The following is an 18,003-nucleotide window of genomic DNA, read 5'->3' as shown; positions in this document are numbered from 1 at the left end:
GGGTTCTGCCCCGCCTCACTCCTTGAGGCGGGGCAGAACGCGTTCCGCGAACAGCCGCAGCGAGCGCCAGCCCTCCTCCACGGGCATCCCGCCGCACAGCGGATGCAGCACCAGGCTCGCCGCCTCGCCGCCTTCCTTGGCCAGCGCCACGCACTCGTCGGGCGTGACGATGCGGTACACGCCCTCGCCGCGCAGCGCCGCCACGTCCTCGGCGCGGGAGCGGACGGCGGAGTGCACGCCCCCGTCCGACTGCCAGGAGTCGTACATCCGCGCCTCGTGCAGCAGATGCGAGCCGAACGCGGCCCAGGCCCGCTCCGGATCCTCGGCCACATGCAGCAGGGACGTCCGCGCGGCGGGCATCACGCACCAGCCCTGCGTCCCGTACTCCGCCCGCCGGGCGTGGTAGTACGCCTCCAGCTCCGGCAGGTGGGCGCTGGGGAAGAACGGCAGCCCCAGCCGGGCGGCGCGGCGCGCGGCGGCCTTGGAGCTGCCGCCGACCAGCAGCGTCGGGTGCGGCTTGGAGTACGGGCGCGGGGTGACTCGCACCGTGCGGCCCCGGTACTCGAAGGGCTCGCCGGTCCAGGCCGCGAGCAGCGTCTCCAGCGCCTCGTCCTGGAGCGCGCCGCGCCGCTTCCACTCCCTGCCGAGCCCCGCGTACTCCTCGGGCCGATAGCCGATGCCCGCCACCGTGACCAGGCGGCCGCCGCTCACCAGGTCGAGCACGGCGATGTCCTCGGCCAGCCGCAGCGGATCGTAGAGCGGGACGATCAGCGCGGAGACGGTGACCGCGATCCGCCGGGTGGCGCCCAGCACCGCGCCCGCGAAGGTCAGCGGGGACGGCAGCCAGCCGTTCGCGGCGCCGTGGTGCTCCTCGGTCTGAACGGTGTCGATGCCCTGCTCGTCGGCGAAGGCGGCCATCTCGACGGCCGCCCGGTAGCGCCGGGACAGGGACTCGGGTGTGGCGTGGGGATCGACCAGATTGAGCCGTACGACCGTGACGGGCATGGCGGATGTCCCCCTTCTGTCCCCCGGGGCGGTGCTGTCCCCTGGGCGGTGGGCGGGCGAGAGGGGCACGTTAACTGACGGACCGTCAAATAAACAGGGACTCCAGCGGCGGAGCCGCATATCGACGCCGCGGGCAAGGGCGGGGCGGATGACTCATGCGCCTGGGACACAGGGCGGCTGACGGTAGGGGCAGGCCCGGTGCCCCGGGCGTCGACTTCCCGCCGCCGCGCGGACGTAAAGAGGAGGGGCGCGTGACGATCACTACGGGGGAACCGGTCATCACTGGATCCGACATCGACGACCTGGTCATCCGGGTGCGGCGCGCCGCCGGCGACACCGCGGAACTCCGAGCGGCCAAGGCCGCGCTCTTCGGCACGGCCGGCGCCGCCCCGGCCGAGGCGCAGCTCATCCGGCAGCGGCTGCTGACCGTCGCCCTGCACCACGGCGGCGACCTGCTGGCCAAACTGCTCACCCGGCTCGGGCCGCGCGAGACTGCCATGGTCCGCCGCTACGCCCACCGGCTCGGCTACTTCCTGGAGAGCCTCGAGATCTGGTCGGCCAAGCCGATCATGCTCACCCTGATGCGGTTCGGCGTGCCCTACATCGAGGCCGAGTCCATCGCCGTCGCCATCCTGCTGCTGGTGTGGTGATCCGGTGAACCCCTTGGGAAAAAGGATGCAAAGGCTGACGCAAGGGCTCGCGCAAGGGCCGGAACGGGGGTGCGGATCAGTCACCGGTTCGGGTGGGCCCGGGCCCGCGCACACTTCACCCGCCCCACCGCGGGTAGTGCTCGGACCGGAGAACAAGGAGGCTGTCAGATGACCCCATCCCGGGCCCGCCGGACCCACACGATGACCACGCTCGCCCTGCTCACCGGCGCCGTCGTGGGCACAGCCCCGGCAGCGCCCGCCGCCGCGGCCCAGGGGGCGGCATGGCGGGAGGCCGGGCACTTCGACACCACCGGCGCCTGCCGCAAGGCGGGCCAGAACGGGGTGGAAGCCCACAAGTGGAGTGAGTACAAATGCCGGCCGGGCCACAGCGACAACTACATCACGCTGTGGGTCAAGGGCCGGAGCAGGAGCCATACCGCCGGCCCGGCCCCGGCCCCGGCTCCGGCCGTGAGCCCGGCCTCGGCCCCTGCCCCGACCCAGGGCTCCGGGATGGGATGAGGCGCGCGGTCCAGCCCAAGGACCGCGCCGTGCAGGCCGCCGGCGGAGTCTCCGCCCTGTTCGTGGTGGTCCTCGCCGGCTGGCTGGCCGGACTGCTGCGGGTGAACGACCAATGGCTGGCCCTGTCCTACCCCCAGCCGCGCGGCACCGCCGTGCTGACCCGCGTCGCCGTGGGCATCCCGGTCCTCGGCGTCGGGGTGCTCCTGCTGGCCGAGCGCTCCGCCCGCCGCTACGGCAGCGTCCTGCTGGTCGCCGGGGCGCTGTGGCTGCTGCCCTCGGCAGCCGCCGACCTGCTGGGCTTGGCCGACCTGGGGTCGGCGGGCGCGGTGGTCCAGCTGTTGATCTCGGCCGCCGGGATCGCCTGCCGCCCGCTGACCGTCCTGCTGCTGCCGCTGTGGCTGTTCCCGCGCGGCTCGCAGCGGCGGTGGCAGTGGTGGGCGATGAGCGCCGGCGCCTCCGCGTACTGGCTGGGCTACGCCGCCCTCTGGCTGGTCAGCGAGCCGATGGTCGGCTCGGCGCCCAACCCGTTCTTCACCACCGGCTGCGGCCAGTGGGCCTTCGGCCACCTCGAGCACTACGCCGCGGCGGAGGAGTGGGTGCTGCGCGCCGTGGCCGCCGTGGTGACGGGCGCGCTGTGCTGCCGCGCCGCTGTCGCCCGCGGCGCCGAGCGGCGCAACTGGGCCCTGCTCGCCGCCGCCTACCCGGCCTGCGTCTTCCTGCTGCTGTCCGAGTGGGCCGAGGGCATGCCCACCATCGTGGCGCGCACCGTCGGCAGCGCCGTATGGGCGGCCGCGATCTGCCTGGGCGTCGCCCGCACCGGCATATGGCGCCTGGACCGTGTCACCAGCCATCGCCTCGCCCGCGCCTTCGTCCTCACCTCCCTCGCGGCCGTCGTCGTCTGCGCGGTCGTCGCCGTCCAGGCCGGACTGCCCTCCCTGCGCGGCGGGGCGATCAGCACCGCCGTCGGCTGCGCCCTGCTGCTCGGCTGGGCCCTGCGGCCGACCGCGCGCTGGCTGACCCTGCGCGTCGAGCGCGCCTTCTACGGGCCGCGCGCCCGCCCCCACGAGGCGGCCAGCGCCCTGGCCGTACGCCTCCAGCAGGCGCCGCACCCCGGCGAGGTGCCCCAGCAGATCTGCCGCAGCGCGGTCGAGGACCTCGGCGTCTCGGGCGCCGCCGTCAGCGTCGACACCCGCTCCGGACCCCGGCGGCTGGCCGCGGCCGGGGCGCCTCTCACCGGGCCGGTCCAGGCCTTCGTACTGCGCCACCACGGCCGTACGGTCGGCCGCCTCGAAGTCGCCCGGGACGGCTTCGGCACCCCCGCCGAGCGCGACAGCGGCCTGCTCTCCCTGCTCGCCGACCAGGCGGCCCCGGCGCTCGCCGCCCTGCGCCTCGCCGAGGAGGCCCAGGCCGCCCGCGAGCGGCTGGTGCTCGCCCGCGAGCAGGAACGCCGCCGGCTGCGGCGCGAGATCCACGACGGCCTCGGCCCCCAGCTCGCCGCCGTACGGCTGCGCCTGGACATCGCGCAGACCACCTGCCCGCCCGGGGACCCGGCCCGCCACCAGCTGCGCGAGGCCGCCGAAACCCTCGCCGAGGCCCTGGTCGAGGTGCGGCGGATCACCTCGGGCCTCGCCCCCGCCGCCCTGGCCGAGCGCGGCCTGGCCAAGGCGGTACGGGACCTGGGGCGGCGGCTGGGCGGTGCCGGGCCCCGGGTGACCGTGGCCATCCACCCCACAGCGCTGCCGCCGCTGTCGCCCGGCGTGGAGACGGCCGCGTACCGGATCTCCGCGGAGTCGCTGACCAACGCGGTACGGCACGCGCGGGCCCGGCAGGTCCGGATCGAGCTCACCGCGGGCCCCGACACGCTCGAGGTCAAGGTCATCGACGACGGGAGCGGGCTGCGGCGCGGTGCCGTGCCCGGGGTCGGGCTGGCCTCCGTGGCGGAGCGCGCCGAGGAGATCGGCGGCTGCTGCTCGGTGACGGGATCCGCGACGGGCACTGTGGTGCACGCGATCCTGCCGCTCGCCGGGCCGGGGGAGGCCGAGCACCCCGAGGGCGACGCTGTGCACGCCGTCCACGAAGCGGCCGTACCCGTCGAGCCCGAAGAGCACCGCCTCGAAGGAGACCGGGACCACGCCCGGGAACACGGCCGTGACCACGGGGGAGACCACGGTGGAGACCACGCGCAAGAGGGGCCGGGCCGGTGACAGCAGCCGCGGGAGGACCGCGGTGGCGCGTACTGCTCGTGGACGACCATCCGCTCTTCCGTGAGGGACTGGCGGCCGCGGTCAACCTGGACGACGCGTTCACCGTGGTCGGCCAGGCCGCGTCCGCGGAGGAGGCGGTCGCCGAGGCCGGGCGCACCGAGCCCGACCTGGTGGTGATGGACCTCGGGCTGCCCGGCCGGTCCGGTACGGAGGCCACCCGGCGGATCCTGTGCGCCCACCCCGACGCCCGTGTGGTCGTCATGACCATGTCCGAGGACGACGACAGCCTGCTGGCGGCCATGCGCGCCGGCGCCCGCGGCTACCTCCTCAAGGGCGCGGGCCGGGACGAGATCCTGCGCGCCCTGCACACCGTGGCGCGCGGCGGCGCGGTCTTCAGCCCCCGCATGGCCGAGCGGCTCGGCACCCTGCTCGGTTCCTTCGGCACCGCCTCGGCCAAGGAGGCGTTCCCCACCCTCACCGCCCGCGAGCGCGAGGTCCTGGAACTGCTCGCGGGCGGGCTCGGCTACCGCCAGATCGCCCAGCGGCTGGTGGTCACGGACAAGACCGTGCGTAACCATGTGGGGTCCATTTTCGCCAAGCTACAGGTCCGCGACCGGGCCCAGGCGATCGTCCGGGCCCGTGAAGCCGGGCTGGGAGGCGAATGACTCCCCGCACCCCGTTGGCTAATACTGGGTGCGTTATGGAACAAGTCATCCTTGCTGTAGTCATCGCTGTGATCGCGCTCGCCGCGGTCAGCGGGCTCGTGATCGGCAGCCGTAAGAAGAAGCGACTGCCCCCGGCCCCGCCGAGCAGCCCGTCCGTCACCGCGCCGCCCGCCGAGCCGCAGGTCGGCGAGGAGGCGGAAACCACGCTCGAGGAACCGCGCAGAACCATCCAAGAGGTGGATCTGCCGGTCACCGAGGCGCCGACTGCGCCACCTGGTCCGGCTGTGCCCGCGCAGCCGGAGGCGCCCGCGATCGAGGTGCCCGAGCCGACCGCCGGCCGGCTGGTGCGGCTGCGGGCCCGGCTCTCCCGCTCCCAGACCACGCTGGGCAAGGGGCTGCTCACCCTGCTGTCCCGGGAGCACCTCGACGACGACACCTGGGAGGAGATCGAGGACACCCTGCTGACCGCCGACGTCGGCGTCGCGCCGACGCAGGAGCTGGTGGAGCGGCTGCGCGAGCGGGTCAGGGTGCTGGGCACCCGTACCCCCGACGAGCTGCGCGGCCTGCTGCGCGAGGAACTGCTCCAGCTGATCGGCACCGAGGCCGACCGCGCCGTGCACACCGAGAGTGGCGTGGGCGCGAACGGCGAGGAGAAGCCGGGCGTCGTCATGGTCGTCGGGGTCAACGGCACCGGCAAGACCACGACCACCGGCAAGCTCGCGCGAGTGCTGGTCGCCGACGGCAAGTCGGTGGTGCTCGGCGCTGCCGACACCTTCCGCGCGGCGGCCGCCGAGCAGCTGCAGACGTGGGGCGAGCGGGTCGGTGCCCGCACCGTCCGGGGTCCCGAGGGCGGCGACCCCGCGTCGGTGGCCTTCGACGCCGTGAAGGAGGGCATCGCCGAGGGCGCGGACGTCGTGCTCGTCGACACCGCGGGACGGCTGCACACCAAGACCGGCCTGATGGACGAGCTGGGCAAGGTCAAGCGGGTCGTGGAGAAGCACGGCGCGGTGGACGAGGTGCTGCTGGTGCTCGACGCCACCACCGGGCAGAACGGCCTGGTGCAGGCGCGGGTCTTCGCGGAGGTCGTCGACATCACCGGCATCGTGCTCACCAAGCTGGACGGCACCGCCAAGGGCGGCATCGTGGTCGCGGTCCAGCGCGAGCTGGGCGTGCCGGTCAAGCTGGTGGGCCTGGGCGAGGGCGCGGACGACCTCGCGCCGTTCGAGCCGGAGGCCTTCGTCGACGCGCTGATCGGCGACTGACCGCCCGACCCCTGATCCATCCGCCCCCTCCACTCCGGGCGCCCGGGACATCTCGGGCGCCCGAAGCGTTTCTGGCCGGCGTGGTCCCGGCCGTGTGTTTCGGGCCGCGAGTTTCCGGCCGGTGCCTCAGCCGCCCGCGCGGTGGGCCGCGTACGCCAGCGTGCCCAGCAGCAGCCGCGCATGCGGCGGGTGGCCCGCCGTGTCGAGTACGGGCGGGCGCAGCCAGCGGACCGGGCCGAGTCCGCCGAGGTCGCTGGGCGGGGCGGTGATGTGGTCGCCGAGCCCCAGACAGCGCAGGTCCAGGTCGGCGTCGTCCCAGCCCATGCGGTAGAGCAGCTGCGGCAGCTGTTCGGCGGCGCCCGGGGCGACGAAGAACTGGGCGCGGCCGTGTGGCGTGGCGGTCACCGGGCCGAGCGGCAGCCCCATGCGCTCCAGCCGGACCAGGGCGAGCCGGCCCGCCTGCTCGGCGACCTCCAGGGCGTCGAAGGACTTGCCCACGGGCAGCAGCACCGCGGCCCCCGGGACCTCCTCCCAGGCCGCCGTCGCGTCGTCGAGGGTGGCGCCCGCGGGGACGGCGGAGGCTAAGGCGAGGGGGTGGGCGCCGGGGGCGGCGCAGTCGGCCGCGCCACATGAACATTCGTTTCTGCTGCGGCCCGCGCCGCGGGCGGCCCGGGCGCCCGGCACCACGTCCCACCCCCACAGGCCGGTGTACTCCGCCACCGTCGTGCACTCGGATGTACGGCCGCGCCGCCGCGAGCCTGGCCGCATGTCCCGGATGCCGCCGATAGTGAAGCCCATGCCCCCTCCAACGGGTCGCCCTGCCGATGGTTACGAGCCGAATGACGCAGTGGCACGGCGCCCTGGTGCTCCGTAGCCGGATGTGTGCGGCGGCTGCGGAGCGGCGGTGCGGCGTGGCGCAGAGGGTGGTGAGACGCTGACCGCGCGCCCCGGTGCGCACCCCTCCACCTGTTTCGGCTGTTTCTGGTCGTCCCGTGTCAAGTGAATCGTGTGAACCGCCAGTGGCGTTCATTCGAAGGGGTGGCGAATGGTGGCGTTTTCGCGAACTTCCTCGCCGGGGGCGTGATCGTAAGATTACTTTCAGTGCATGACCCCCCGTCTCCCGCGATTGATGCGGCGGATCGCGGGGACAACTGACCGTGACAGACGGCATTCTGGTCGCGGTGCGAGCGGAATCGTGGGATGGGGGCGTTCCAGTGGGCGACAGCGGCGGCAGTGCTGACAAGCGTCCCAATGCGCAGTTGGGTTCGTGGTTCGTGCGCAGCGGCTGGTCCAAGGGCGAGCTCGCGCGCCAAGTGAACCGCAGAGCACGTCAGTTGGGTGCCCACCACATCAGCACCGACACCTCGCGGGTCCGCCGCTGGCTCGACGGCGAGCAGCCGCGCGAGCCGATTCCGCAGATTCTCTCCGAGCTGTTCTCCGACCGCTTCGGCTGTGTGGTCGGAATCGAGGACCTCGGGCTGCGCACGGCCCATCGATCACCGTCCGTGTCCGGGGTGGACCTGCCCTGGGCCGGTCCGGAGACGGTCGCGCTGATCGGCGAATTCTCGCGCAGCGACCTGATGCTCGCCCGGCGGGGCTTCCTCGGCACCTCTCTCGCGCTGTCGGCGGGCCCGGCCCTCATCGAGCCGATGCAGCGCTGGCTGGTGCCCTCGCCCTCCGGCCGGCCCGACGGCCGGACCCAGCCGGACGCGGGCCGCTCCCGGCGGATCTCCCGGCTCTCCGAGCCGGAGCTGGAGCTGCTGGAGTCCACCATCGTGATGTTCCGGAAGTGGGACGCCCAGTGCGGCGGCGGACTGCGCCGCAAGGCGGTGGTCGGCCAGCTCCACGAGGTGACGGACCTGCTGCAGGAGCCGCACCCCGAGCGGGTCTCCAAGCGGCTGTTCAAGGTCGCGGGCGAGCTGGCCGAGCTCGCCGGGTGGATGAGCTACGACATCGGGCTGCAGCCGACCGCGCAGAAGTACTTCGTCCTCGCCCTGCACGCGGCCAAGGAGTCCGGGGACCGGCCGCTGGGCTCGTACATCCTCTCCAGCATGAGCCGCCAGATGATCCATGTGGGGCGGCCCGAGGACGCGCTGGAGCTGGTCCATCTCGCCCAGTACGGCAGCCGGGAGAGCGCGACGCCGCGGACCCAGGCCATGCTGTATGCGATGGAGGCCCGGGCGTACGCCAATATCGGCCAGCCCAGCAAGTGCCACCGCGCCGTGAAGATGGCGGAGGACACCTTCGCCGACAGCGCCGCGGGCGACGGGGACCCGGACTGGATCGGCTTCTTCTCCGAGGCCGAGCTCAACGCGGAGAACGCGCACTCGTACCGTGACCTCGCCTATGTCGCGGGCCGCAGCCCCACCTACGCCAAGCTGGCCGACCCCGTGATGCACCGCGCCGTCGAGCTCTTCGGCCAGGAGACGGCCGAGGAGGGCGGGCAGGGCGGACACCAGCGTTCGTATGCGCTGAACCTGATCGGCCTGGCCACCGTCCACCTCCTGCAGAAGGAGCCCGAGCAGTGCGCGGCGGTCACCGAGAAGGCCCTGCCGCTCGCCCGTCGGGTGCGCTCCGAGCGGGTCAGCAACCGGCTGCGCAAGACCGTGGACACCGCGATCCGCGACTACGGGAGCGTCCCGGAGGTGGGCCGGCTGGGCGAGCGGCTCGCCGACCATCTGCCCGACTCCTCGGACACGGCGGAGTCCGCCCGGGCCGTCTGAGCCCCCCCGTCCATGCTTGAGACGGGTCGCGAGACGGTAACAAGGCCTTCCGGCCGTCCAGCACCAGTTCATCAGCGCGTAACACTCCCGCGCCGTTCGTCACTGCCGTGAAACATCGAGCGGCATCGACTGAAACGGCGCTGCGCCAACCTCGTGGCGAAAACCGGCCCACCTGAGTTCTGCCCGCACGGGCCGTCATTTCGAGGAGACGTCCACATTGAATGGCGCAAATACCGCGTTCGTATTGATCAGCGCCGCGCTCGTGATGCTGATGACCCCCGGCCTGGCCTTCTTCTACGGCGGCATGGTCCGGGTGAAGAGCGCCCTGAACATGCTGATGATGTCCTTCATCGCGCTCGGCATCGTCAGCCTCCTGTGGGTGCTGTTCGGCTACTCCCTCACCTTCGGTGACGACGTCGGCGGCGGGCTGCTGGGCAACCTGGACCACATCGGCTTCAAGGGCATCAACCCCGACTCGCTGTGGGGCACCAAGCCCGACGGGATCCCGGTACTCGCCTTCGCCTTCTTCCAGCTGATGTTCGCGGTCATCACCCCCGCGCTGATCAGCGGTGCGGTCGCCGACCGGGTCAAGTTCGCCGGCTGGACGGTGTTCATCACCTTGTGGGTCACCATCGTCTACTTCCCGGTCGCGCACTGGGTCTGGCAGGCCGACGGCTGGCTGTTCAAGAAGGAAGTGATCGACTTCGCGGGCGGCACGGCGGTCCACATCAACGCGGGCGCGGCCGGTCTCGCCTGTGCCCTCGTCCTCGGCAAGCGCATCGGCTTCAAGAAGGACCCGATGCGGCCGCACAACCTCCCCCTGGTGATGCTGGGCTCCGGCCTGCTGTGGTTCGGCTGGTTCGGCTTCAACGCCGGTTCCGCGCTCGCCGCCAACGGCACCGCCGCCAACATGGCGTTCAACACCCAGATCGCCACCGGCGTCGCGATGCTCGGCTGGCTCGCCTACGAGCGCATCCGGCACGGCGCCTTCACCACGCTGGGCGCGGCCTCCGGCGCCGTCGCGGGCCTCGTCGCCATCACCCCCTCCGGCGCGGCCGTCAACGCCTGGGGCGCGATCATCATCGGCCTCGTCGCGGGCGTCGTCTGCTCCTGGGCGGTCAGCCTGAAGTACAAGCTGGGCTACGACGACTCGCTCGACGTGGTCGGCGTGCACCTGGTCGGCGGCATCCTGGGCACCCTCCTGGTCGGCCTCCTCGCCACCGACGGCGTCGGCGGCCTGGACCAGCTGGGCAAGCAGGCGCTCGGCGCCTTCACCGTCCTCGCCTACTCGTTCGTCGTCTCCTGGATCCTCGCCAAGGCGATCGACGTCACCATCGGCTTCCGGGCCACCGAGGACGAAGAGGTCGGCGGCCTCGACCAGGCCTACCACGCCGAGACGGCCTACGACTTCAGCGCCGTCGGAGGCGCGCACGTGGGGCGTTCTACGGTGTCCTCCATCCAGGACGAGACCGGCGCAGGCGCGCCGCAGAACAAGAAGGTGGACGCGTGAAGCTCATCACCGCGGTCGTCAAGCCGCACCGGCTGGACGAGATCAAGGAGGCCCTGCAGGCCTTCGGGGTCCACGGCCTGACCGTCACCGAGGCCAGCGGCTACGGCCGCCAGCGCGGCCACACCGAGGTCTACCGGGGCGCCGAGTACACCGTCGACCTGGTGCCGAAGGTCCGCATCGAGGTGCTGGCCGAGGACGACGACGCCGACGACCTCATCGAGGTCGTGGTCAAGGCGGCCCGCACCGGCAAGATCGGGGACGGCAAGGTGTGGAGCGTCCCCGTCGAGACCGCGGTGCGGGTACGGACCGGCGAGCGCGGCCCGGACGCGCTCTGAGGAACCCCACCGCACGGACGCCCTTCCCTGTGATCAAGGAGCCGAGTTGACGGAAAGCGTCGAGGCGAAGACGGAGACGGCCGACTCGGTGCCCGGTGGCTACGCGGCGGCCCGGCTGCGACTCCTCCAGGAGGAGTCGCAGTCCGGGCCGCCGCGCCGTGCCGCCCTCGCCGAGCTCACCGACCAGTGGCTGGCCGCGCTGCTGGCCGGCGGGGCGGAGGCAGCCGGTGTCACCCAGGGCGTCGCCCTCGTGGCGGTCGGCGGATACGGGCGCGGCGAGCTGTCCCCACGCAGCGACCTGGACGTGCTGCTGCTCCACGACGGCTCGGCGGACGCCTCGGCCATCGCCACCCTCGCCGACCACGTCTGGTACCCGGTGTGGGACATGGGGCTGGCCCTCGACCACTCCGTACGCACCCCCGACCAGGCCCGCAAGACCGCGGGCGAGGACCTGAAGGCACACCTCGGCCTGCTGGACGCGCGGCACATCGCGGGCGACGCAGCGCTCAGCGCGGGGCTGCGCACCGCGGTGCTCGCCGACTGGCGGGCCCAGGCCCCGAAGCGCCTGCCCGAGCTGGGCGAGCTGGGCCAGGACCGCGCCCGGCGCCACGGCGAGCTGCAGTTCCTGCTGGAACCGGACCTCAAGGAGGCGCGCGGCGGGCTGCGCGACGCGACGGCGCTGCGGGCCATCGCCGCCTCCTGGCTCGCCGACGCGCCGCGCGAGGGCCTGGCCGAGGCGCGCCGGCGGCTGCTGGACGTGCGGGACGCGCTGCACCTGACCACCGGGCGGGCCACCGACCGGCTGGCGCTGCAGGAGCAGGACCAGGTCGCGGCCGAGCTCGGCCTGCTGGACGCCGACACCCTGCTCCGCCAGGTGTACGAGTCGGCCCGGACCATCTCGTACGCGAGCGATGTGACCTGGCGCGAGGTCGAGCGGGTGCTGCGCGCCCGGTCGACCCGGCCGCGGCTGCGCGGGCTGCTCGGCGGCCGCGGGCGCGGCGGCTCCGGTTCCGGCGGCGCGGACGCGGCGGGGGAGCGCAGCCCGCTCGCCGAGGGCGTCGTCGAGCAGGACGGCGAGGTGGTGCTGGCGCGCGCCGCGCGCCCCGAGCGCGACCCGGTCCTGTCGCTGCGGGCCGCGGCGGCCGCCGCCCAGGCCGGGCTGCCGCTGTCGCTGCACGCCGTACGGCGCCTGGCCGCCGCCGCAGAGCCCCTGCCCGTACCGTGGCCGCCCGAGGCCAGGGAACAGCTGGTCACGCTGCTCGGCGCGGGCGAGTCCACCGTCGGGGTCTGGGAGGCCCTGGAGGCCGAGGGGCTGATCACCCGGCTGCTGCCGGACTGGGAGCGGGTGCGCTGCCGCCCCCAGCGCAACCCCGTGCACCGCTGGACCGTCGACCGCCACCTCGTCGAGACCGCCGTCCGGGCCAGCGCGCTCAGCCGCCGTGTCGGCCGCCCCGACCTGCTGCTGGTCGCCGCGCTGCTGCACGACATCGGCAAGGGCTGGCCCGGCGACCACTCGGTGGCGGGCGAGACCATCGCCCGGGACGTGGCGTCCAGGATCGGCTTCGACCGCGCCGACGTCGCCGTCCTGGCCACGCTGGTCCGTCACCACCTGCTGCTCGTCGAGACCGCCACCCGCCGTGATCTCGACGACCCCGCCACCGTGCGCTCGGTCGCCGAGGCCGTCGGCTCCACGGCCACCCTGGAGCTGCTGCACGCCCTCACCGAGGCCGACGCCCTCGCCACCGGCCCCGCGGCCTGGAGCGCCTGGCGCGGCTCGCTCGTCGCCGACCTGGTCAAGCGGGTCACGGCGGTCCTGGCCGGCGAGCCGGCGGCGGACTCCTCCGCGCCCCAGCTGACCACCGCCGAACAGGAACGGCTGGCCATCGAGGCCTGGCGCACCGGCGGCCCTGTGCTGGCCCTGCACGCGCGCTCGGAGGCGCTGCCGCCGGGCGAGGCGGCGGGGATCCGTCCGGGCGGCGCGGCCTCCGGCGCTCCGGACGCCGCCGCGGGCGAGGGGCCGGGCGCTGAGTCCGGCGCGGAGCCTGGCACGGAGTCCATCGGCGTCGAGCTGCTGATCGCGGTCCCCGACCAGTCCGGTGTGCTGCCGGCGGCGGCCGGTGTGCTGGCGCTGCACCGGCTGACCGTACGGGCGGCGGACCTGCGCGCCGTCGAGCTGCCGGGGGAACTGACCGGGGAACCGACCGGTGAACAGACCGGGGCGGGTGCGCCGGACTCCCGTCGGCCGGCTTCCGAGCCGGGGCCCGGCGTACTGCTGCTGAGCTGGCGGGTGGCCGCCGAGTACGGCTCGCTGCCGCAGGCCGCGCGGCTGCGCAAGGACCTGCTGCGGGCCCTGGACGGGTCGCTCGACATCGTCGCCCGGCTCGCGGAGCGCGAGGCCGCGTACCGCAAGTACCCCCGCCGCCGCGGCGTGCACGCCCCGCCCCCGCGGGTCGCCGTCGCGCCCGGCAGCTCCCAGCTCGCGACGGTGATCGAGGTGCGCGCCCAGGACGCCCCCGGGCTGCTGCACCGCATCGGCCGCGCGCTGGAGGACGCGGGGGTGACGGTGCGCAGCGCCCACGTCAGCACGCTCGGCGCCAACGCGGTGGACGCCTTCTACGTCACGGACGCCTCAGGCGCCCCGCTCCAGCCCATGCGCGCGGCGGAGGTGGCCAAGGAGGTCGAGCGGGCGCTGAGCGCGTAGCGCCCCGGGTGCCACGTCCCGCGGCGCCCAGGCTCCGCGGGACGCGGCACCGGGGGCAGACCGTTCGGGCGGCGGGCGGATACCCTTGGAGGCCGACCGCCGACCCGACATCCGACCGAAGGATTCGCGACCACCGTGTTCGATACCCTCTCCGACCGCCTCGCAGCGACTTTCAAGAACCTCCGGGGCAAGGGCCGCCTCTCCGAGGCGGATATCGACGCCACGGCGCGCGAAATCCGGATCGCCCTGCTGGAAGCGGACGTCGCGCTGCCCGTCGTCCGGTCCTTCATCAAGCAGATCAAGGAGCGAGCGACCGGCGCGGAGGTCTCCCAGGCGCTGAACCCCGCCCAGCAGGTCATCAAGATCGTCAACGAGGAGCTGGTCGGCATCCTCGGCGGCGAGACCCGCCGCCTCCGCTTCGCCAAGCAGCCGCCGACCGTGATCATGCTCGCGGGTCTGCAGGGTGCCGGTAAGACGACGCTCGCCGGAAAGCTCGGCCGCTGGCTGAAGGGGCAGGGCCACGCGCCGCTGCTGGTCGCGTGTGACCTCCAGCGCCCCAACGCCGTCAACCAGCTCTCGGTGGTCGCCGAGCGGGCCGGTGTCGCGGTCTACGCCCCGGAGCCGGGCAACGGCGTGGGCGACCCGGTGAAGGTCGCCCAGGACTCGATCGAGTTCGCCAAGACCAAGCAGCACGACGTGGTGATCGTCGACACCGCCGGCCGCCTCGGCATCGACCAGGAGCTGATGCAGCAGGCCGCGGACATCCGCGACGCGGTCCGCCCGGACGAGGTCCTCTTCGTCGTCGACGCGATGATCGGCCAGGACGCGGTGAACACCGCCGAGGCGTTCCGCGACGGCGTCGGCTTCGACGGCGTGGTGCTCTCCAAGCTCGACGGCGACGCGCGCGGCGGTGCCGCGCTGTCCATCGCGCATGTCACCGGCCGCCAGATCATGTTCGCCTCCAACGGCGAGAAGCTGGACGACTTCGACGCGTTCCACCCGGACCGCATGGCGTCCCGCATCCTGGGCATGGGCGACATGCTCAGCCTGATCGAGAAGGCCGAGCAGACCTTCAGCCAGCAAGAGGCCGAGAAGATGGCGGCCAAGCTGGCGAAGGGCCCCAAGGAGTTCACGCTCGACGACTTCCTGGCCCAGATGGAGCAGGTCCGCAAGATGGGCTCCATCTCCAAGCTGCTCGGCATGCTGCCGGGCATGGGTCAGATCAAGGACCAGATCAACAACCTCGACGAGCGGGACGTGGACCGCACCGCCGCGATCATCAAGTCGATGACGCCCGGCGAGCGCCAGGACCCGACCATCATCAACGGCTCGCGCCGCGCCCGTATCGCGCGCGGCTCCGGCGTCGAGGTCAGCGCCGTCAAGAACCTGGTGGAGCGGTTCTTCGAGGCGCGCAAGATGATGTCGAAGATGGCCCAGGGCGGGATGCCCGGCATGCCGGGGATGCCGGGCATGGGCGGCGCCGCCAAGCGCAAGGGCAAGCAGCAGAAGAAGGTCAAGGGCAAGCAGCGCAGCGGCAACCCGATGAAGCGCAAGGCCGAGGAGCAGGCCGCCGCGGCCCGTCGCGAGCAGGCGGGCCAGCCGGGTGGCGCGTTCGGCCTGCCCGCCGGTCAGGGCGGACAGGACTTCGAACTGCCCGACGAGTTCAAGAAGTTCATGGGCTGAGCGGGGCGCGAGGGCCGGGCGGGCCGAGGGGCCCGCGCGCCCTCACACCCGCGCGATGAGATAGCGCAGCACGTTCTCCATCCACACCGTGCCGTCCTGGCGCCGGTACGGATGGAGGGCCTCCGTGATCTCCTTGCGCACCTGCGTGGGGTCGGTGGCCCGCTCCGCCGCGTCGAACAGCCCGGTCGACAGCAGCCCGCGCACCGCGCTGTCCATGTCGGCGTACCCGAAGGGGCAGGCCACCCGGCCCGAGCCGTCGAGCCGCAGCCCGGCCCGCTGGGCGAGGTGCTCCAGGTCGTCCCTGCCGCACGGCTGCCAGCGCGCGGGCGGGGGGACCTCCCCGTGGCAGCCGGCGGAGCACGTCGGGTCGGCCAGGCGCGCGCCCACGCGCAGCACCGTGGAGGTGGCGCACCGCTCGGGCGGGCCCCAGCCGGCCAGGACGACCGGGCTGCCGGGCTCGGCGAGGGCGGCGGCCGCCGCGAGCTGCTCGGACAGGGCCCCACCAGGGCCGGACGGGCCGCCGAACCCGAGAGCCGACAGCGGCTCGAACGCGGTGACCACGGTGAAGCCCGCCCCCGCACCTGTCCCGGCCCCCGCCGCCGTCAGGGCGCTGCCCAAGCCGCCCCGCAGACGGGCGAGGCGCGCGGCGCCCCCCGGCGCGCCCGGGCGCGCGCCGCCCGGCCGCGCCCCGGGGCCCGCGAGCAGCCGATCGCAGGCGAGCTCCAGGCGCTCCTCGTCCGGGTCCACCCCGCAGACGGCGGCGCCGCGCGCCACCGCCATGAGAAGGGCCAGGCCCGAGCCGCAGCCCAGGCCCAGCAGCCGGGTCCCGGCGCCGACCTCCAGCCGCTCGTACACGGCCTCGTACAGCGGCACCAGCATCCGTTCCTGGATCTCCGCCCAGTCGCGGGCGCGGGCGCGGGGTAGCGGCGCGCCCGACGCGGACGGGGGAGAGGAGTACGGGGGAAGGTGCCGCCGTATGAGCGTAGAAGTCATCGAAAGCGCCCCAATCCGACGAGAGCAGTGCCGTGAGCCCAAGAGCCTGTTGCCACCGTTGTGCGCCGCGCGATCCACCCCCGTAGGCCAGGGAACTGCGCATCCGTCCGCGCGTCCAGAGCTTTCGCGGCCATGCTTGCGTGCCCCCGTTGTGCGCCCCCCTTTTTTTCGCGGGCTCGGTTCGCCTCGTGGTCCCCTTGATGCCCTCTCCAAGCGGATTCACGGTTCGGCACGCCGTCGCCGTACGATCGGCGCCATGGCGAAGGCTCCCGTTCTCACTCCCCAGGCGGAGGATTTTCCGCGCTGGTACCAGGATCTGATCAACAAGGCCGAACTGGCCGACAACGGCCCGGTGCGCGGCACCATGGTCATCCGACCGTACGGCTACGGGCTCTGGGAGCGGATCCAGCAGGACATGGACGCCCGCATCAAGGCCGAGGGTGTCCAGAACGCGTACTTCCCGCTCTTCATCCCGCAGTCGTATCTGACGAAGGAGGCGGAGCACGTCGAGGGGTTCGCCCCCGAGCTCGCCATCGTCACCCACGGCGGCGGCAAGAAGCTCGAGGAGCCCGTGGTCGTCCGGCCCACCTCCGAGACGATCATCAACGAGTACTTCTCGAAGTGGGTGCAGAGCTACCGGGATCTGCCGCTGCTGATCAACCAATGGGCCAACGTGGTGCGTTGGGAGCTGCGGCCGCGGCTGTTCCTGCGCACTTCCGAGTTCCTCTGGCAGGAGGGCCACACCGCCCACGCCACATACGAGGACGCCCGCGACTTCGCCTCCCGCATCCACCGGCACGTGTATGCCGACTTCATGGAGAACGTGCTGGCCATGGACGTCGTCCTGGGCCGCAAGACCGCCAAGGAGCGCTTCGCGGGCGCCATCAACACCCTCACGCTGGAGGGGATGATGGGCGACGGCAAGGCGTTGCAGCTGGGCACCAGCCATGAGCTGGGCCAGAACTTCGCCCGGGCCTTCAACACCCAGTTCCTGTCCAAGGAGGGCAAGCAGGAGCTGGTCTGGCAGACCTCCTGGGGCAGCACCACCCGCATGGTGGGCGCGCTCGTGATGATGCACGGCGACGACAGCGGGCTGCGCGTTCCGCCGCGGCTGGCTCCCGTACAGGTCGTGGTACTGGCCATCAAGGGCGACGAGGCGGTGCTGGCCAAGGTCCGCGAGATCGGCGACCGGCTGGCGGCGGCCGGGGTGCGGGTCCAGGTCGACGACCGGACCGACACCCCCTTCGGCCGCCGCGCCGTGGACTGGGAGCTCAAGGGCGTTCCGGTGCGGGTCGAGGTCGGCCCGCGCGATCTGGAGGGCGGCACCGCGATGGTGGCGCGGCGGATCCCGGGAGGCAAGGAGCCGGTGCGGCTGGACCTGCTGCCCGACCTGCTGCCGAAGGTGCTGGAGGAGGACCAGGCGCTGCTGCTGCGCCAGGCGCGGGAGCGGCGCGAGGCCCGTACCTCGGATGTGCGGACCATCGAGGAGGCGGCCGAGGCCGCGGTGGCGGGCGGCTGGGCGCGGATCCGGTGGGCGGACCTCGGCCCGGAGGGTGAGGCGGCGCTCGCCGAGCAGGCCGTGTCCGTGCGCTGTCTGGTGGCCGAGGACGGGTCGGTGCCGGACGACGATGACGCGCCCGGTAACGTCGCCTTTGTCGCGCGCGCCTACTGAGGCGGCTACAGGCTTCGGCTCGCGGGCCGAGCGGTTCCGGGGAGCGGCGTGGGGCGGGCGTTACGTACCGCCTTGGTGCAC

General features: G+C 73.4%; 14 protein-coding genes. 11 read left to right on the top strand and 3 right to left on the bottom strand.

Annotation, left to right across the window (positions count from 1 at the left end; genetic code table 11):
- Positions 1-15: 15 nt before the first annotated feature.
- Complete coding sequence (locus ACWY4P_RS16190; protein WP_456211258.1) at positions 16-1,005, bottom strand: LLM class flavin-dependent oxidoreductase; 990 nt, start codon at positions 1,003-1,005, stop codon at positions 16-18.
- Positions 1,006-1,256: 251 nt separating this feature from the next.
- On the opposite strand from ACWY4P_RS16190, the gene ACWY4P_RS16185 reads away from it, so the two are divergent.
- The 5 genes from ACWY4P_RS16185 (at position 1,257) to ftsY (ending at position 6,305) form a co-directional block, all read left to right on the top strand.
- Positions 1,257-1,655, top strand: a complete 399-nt coding sequence (locus ACWY4P_RS16185) for a hypothetical protein (protein WP_456211257.1) — start codon at positions 1,257-1,259, stop codon at positions 1,653-1,655.
- Positions 1,656-1,823: 168 nt separating this feature from the next.
- Complete coding sequence (locus ACWY4P_RS16180; RefSeq protein WP_456211256.1) at positions 1,824-2,174, top strand: hypothetical protein; 351 nt, start codon at positions 1,824-1,826, stop codon at positions 2,172-2,174.
- Positions 2,171-4,378, top strand: coding sequence for a histidine kinase (locus ACWY4P_RS16175; protein WP_456211255.1), 2,208 nt, complete (start codon positions 2,171-2,173; stop codon positions 4,376-4,378). Before ACWY4P_RS16180 ends, ACWY4P_RS16175 begins: the two co-directional genes overlap by 4 nt.
- Entirely contained in the window at positions 4,375-5,043 is a 669-nt protein-coding gene (locus ACWY4P_RS16170) for a response regulator (RefSeq protein ID WP_456211254.1), read from the top strand. The genes ACWY4P_RS16175 and ACWY4P_RS16170 overlap by 4 nt, the downstream gene beginning before the upstream one ends.
- A gap of 35 nt (positions 5,044-5,078) precedes the next feature.
- Complete coding sequence (gene ftsY / locus ACWY4P_RS16165) at positions 5,079-6,305, top strand: signal recognition particle-docking protein FtsY (protein WP_456211253.1); 1,227 nt, start codon at positions 5,079-5,081, stop codon at positions 6,303-6,305.
- Positions 6,306-6,431: 126 nt separating this feature from the next.
- On the opposite strand, the gene ACWY4P_RS16160 is transcribed toward ftsY, so the two are convergent.
- The gene (locus ACWY4P_RS16160) at positions 6,432-7,103 is read right to left on the bottom strand and encodes a bifunctional DNA primase/polymerase (RefSeq protein WP_456211252.1); all 672 of its coding nucleotides are present in this window, start codon (positions 7,101-7,103) and stop codon (positions 6,432-6,434) included.
- A 416-nt stretch (positions 7,104-7,519) separates the two neighbouring features.
- On the opposite strand from ACWY4P_RS16160, the gene nsdA reads away from it, so the two are divergent.
- The 5 genes from nsdA (at position 7,520) to ffh (ending at position 15,257) form a co-directional block, all read left to right on the top strand.
- Positions 7,520-9,028 carry a transcriptional repressor NsdA gene (gene nsdA / locus ACWY4P_RS16155; protein WP_456212938.1) on the top strand — a complete coding sequence of 503 codons (1,509 nt, stop codon included), beginning with the start codon at positions 7,520-7,522 and terminating at the stop codon, positions 9,026-9,028.
- Positions 9,029-9,245: 217 nt separating this feature from the next.
- A complete protein-coding gene (locus tag ACWY4P_RS16150; protein ID WP_456211251.1) occupies positions 9,246-10,538 on the top strand; it encodes an ammonium transporter in 1,293 nt (430 codons plus the stop codon).
- Positions 10,535-10,873, top strand: coding sequence for a P-II family nitrogen regulator (locus ACWY4P_RS16145; protein WP_456211250.1), 339 nt, complete (start codon positions 10,535-10,537; stop codon positions 10,871-10,873). The genes ACWY4P_RS16150 and ACWY4P_RS16145 overlap by 4 nt, the downstream gene beginning before the upstream one ends.
- 46 nt (positions 10,874-10,919) lie before the next feature.
- Positions 10,920-13,574, top strand: a complete 2,655-nt coding sequence (locus ACWY4P_RS16140) for a [protein-PII] uridylyltransferase (protein WP_456211249.1) — start codon at positions 10,920-10,922, stop codon at positions 13,572-13,574.
- 135 nt (positions 13,575-13,709) lie between these two features.
- The gene (gene ffh / locus ACWY4P_RS16135; RefSeq protein WP_456211248.1) at positions 13,710-15,257 is read left to right on the top strand and encodes a signal recognition particle protein; all 1,548 of its coding nucleotides are present in this window, start codon (positions 13,710-13,712) and stop codon (positions 15,255-15,257) included.
- A 42-nt stretch (positions 15,258-15,299) separates the two neighbouring features.
- Here ffh and ACWY4P_RS16130 read toward each other — a convergent pair whose 3' ends face one another.
- Positions 15,300-16,250: an SAM-dependent methyltransferase gene (locus tag ACWY4P_RS16130; RefSeq protein WP_456211247.1), complete on the bottom strand. Its 951-nt coding sequence runs from the start codon at positions 16,248-16,250 to the stop codon at positions 15,300-15,302.
- A 256-nt stretch (positions 16,251-16,506) separates the two neighbouring features.
- On the opposite strand from ACWY4P_RS16130, the gene proS reads away from it, so the two are divergent.
- On the top strand, positions 16,507-17,922 hold the full coding sequence (proS, locus tag ACWY4P_RS16125) for a proline--tRNA ligase (RefSeq protein WP_456211246.1): 1,416 nt from the start codon (positions 16,507-16,509) through the stop codon (positions 17,920-17,922).
- The last annotated feature ends 81 nt before the right edge of the window (positions 17,923-18,003 follow it).

It is taken from the genome of Streptomyces sp. LZ34 (assembly GCF_053890475.1).
Note: the sequence above shows the minus strand (reverse complement) of the source record. Positions and strands in the feature narration are given on the sequence as shown.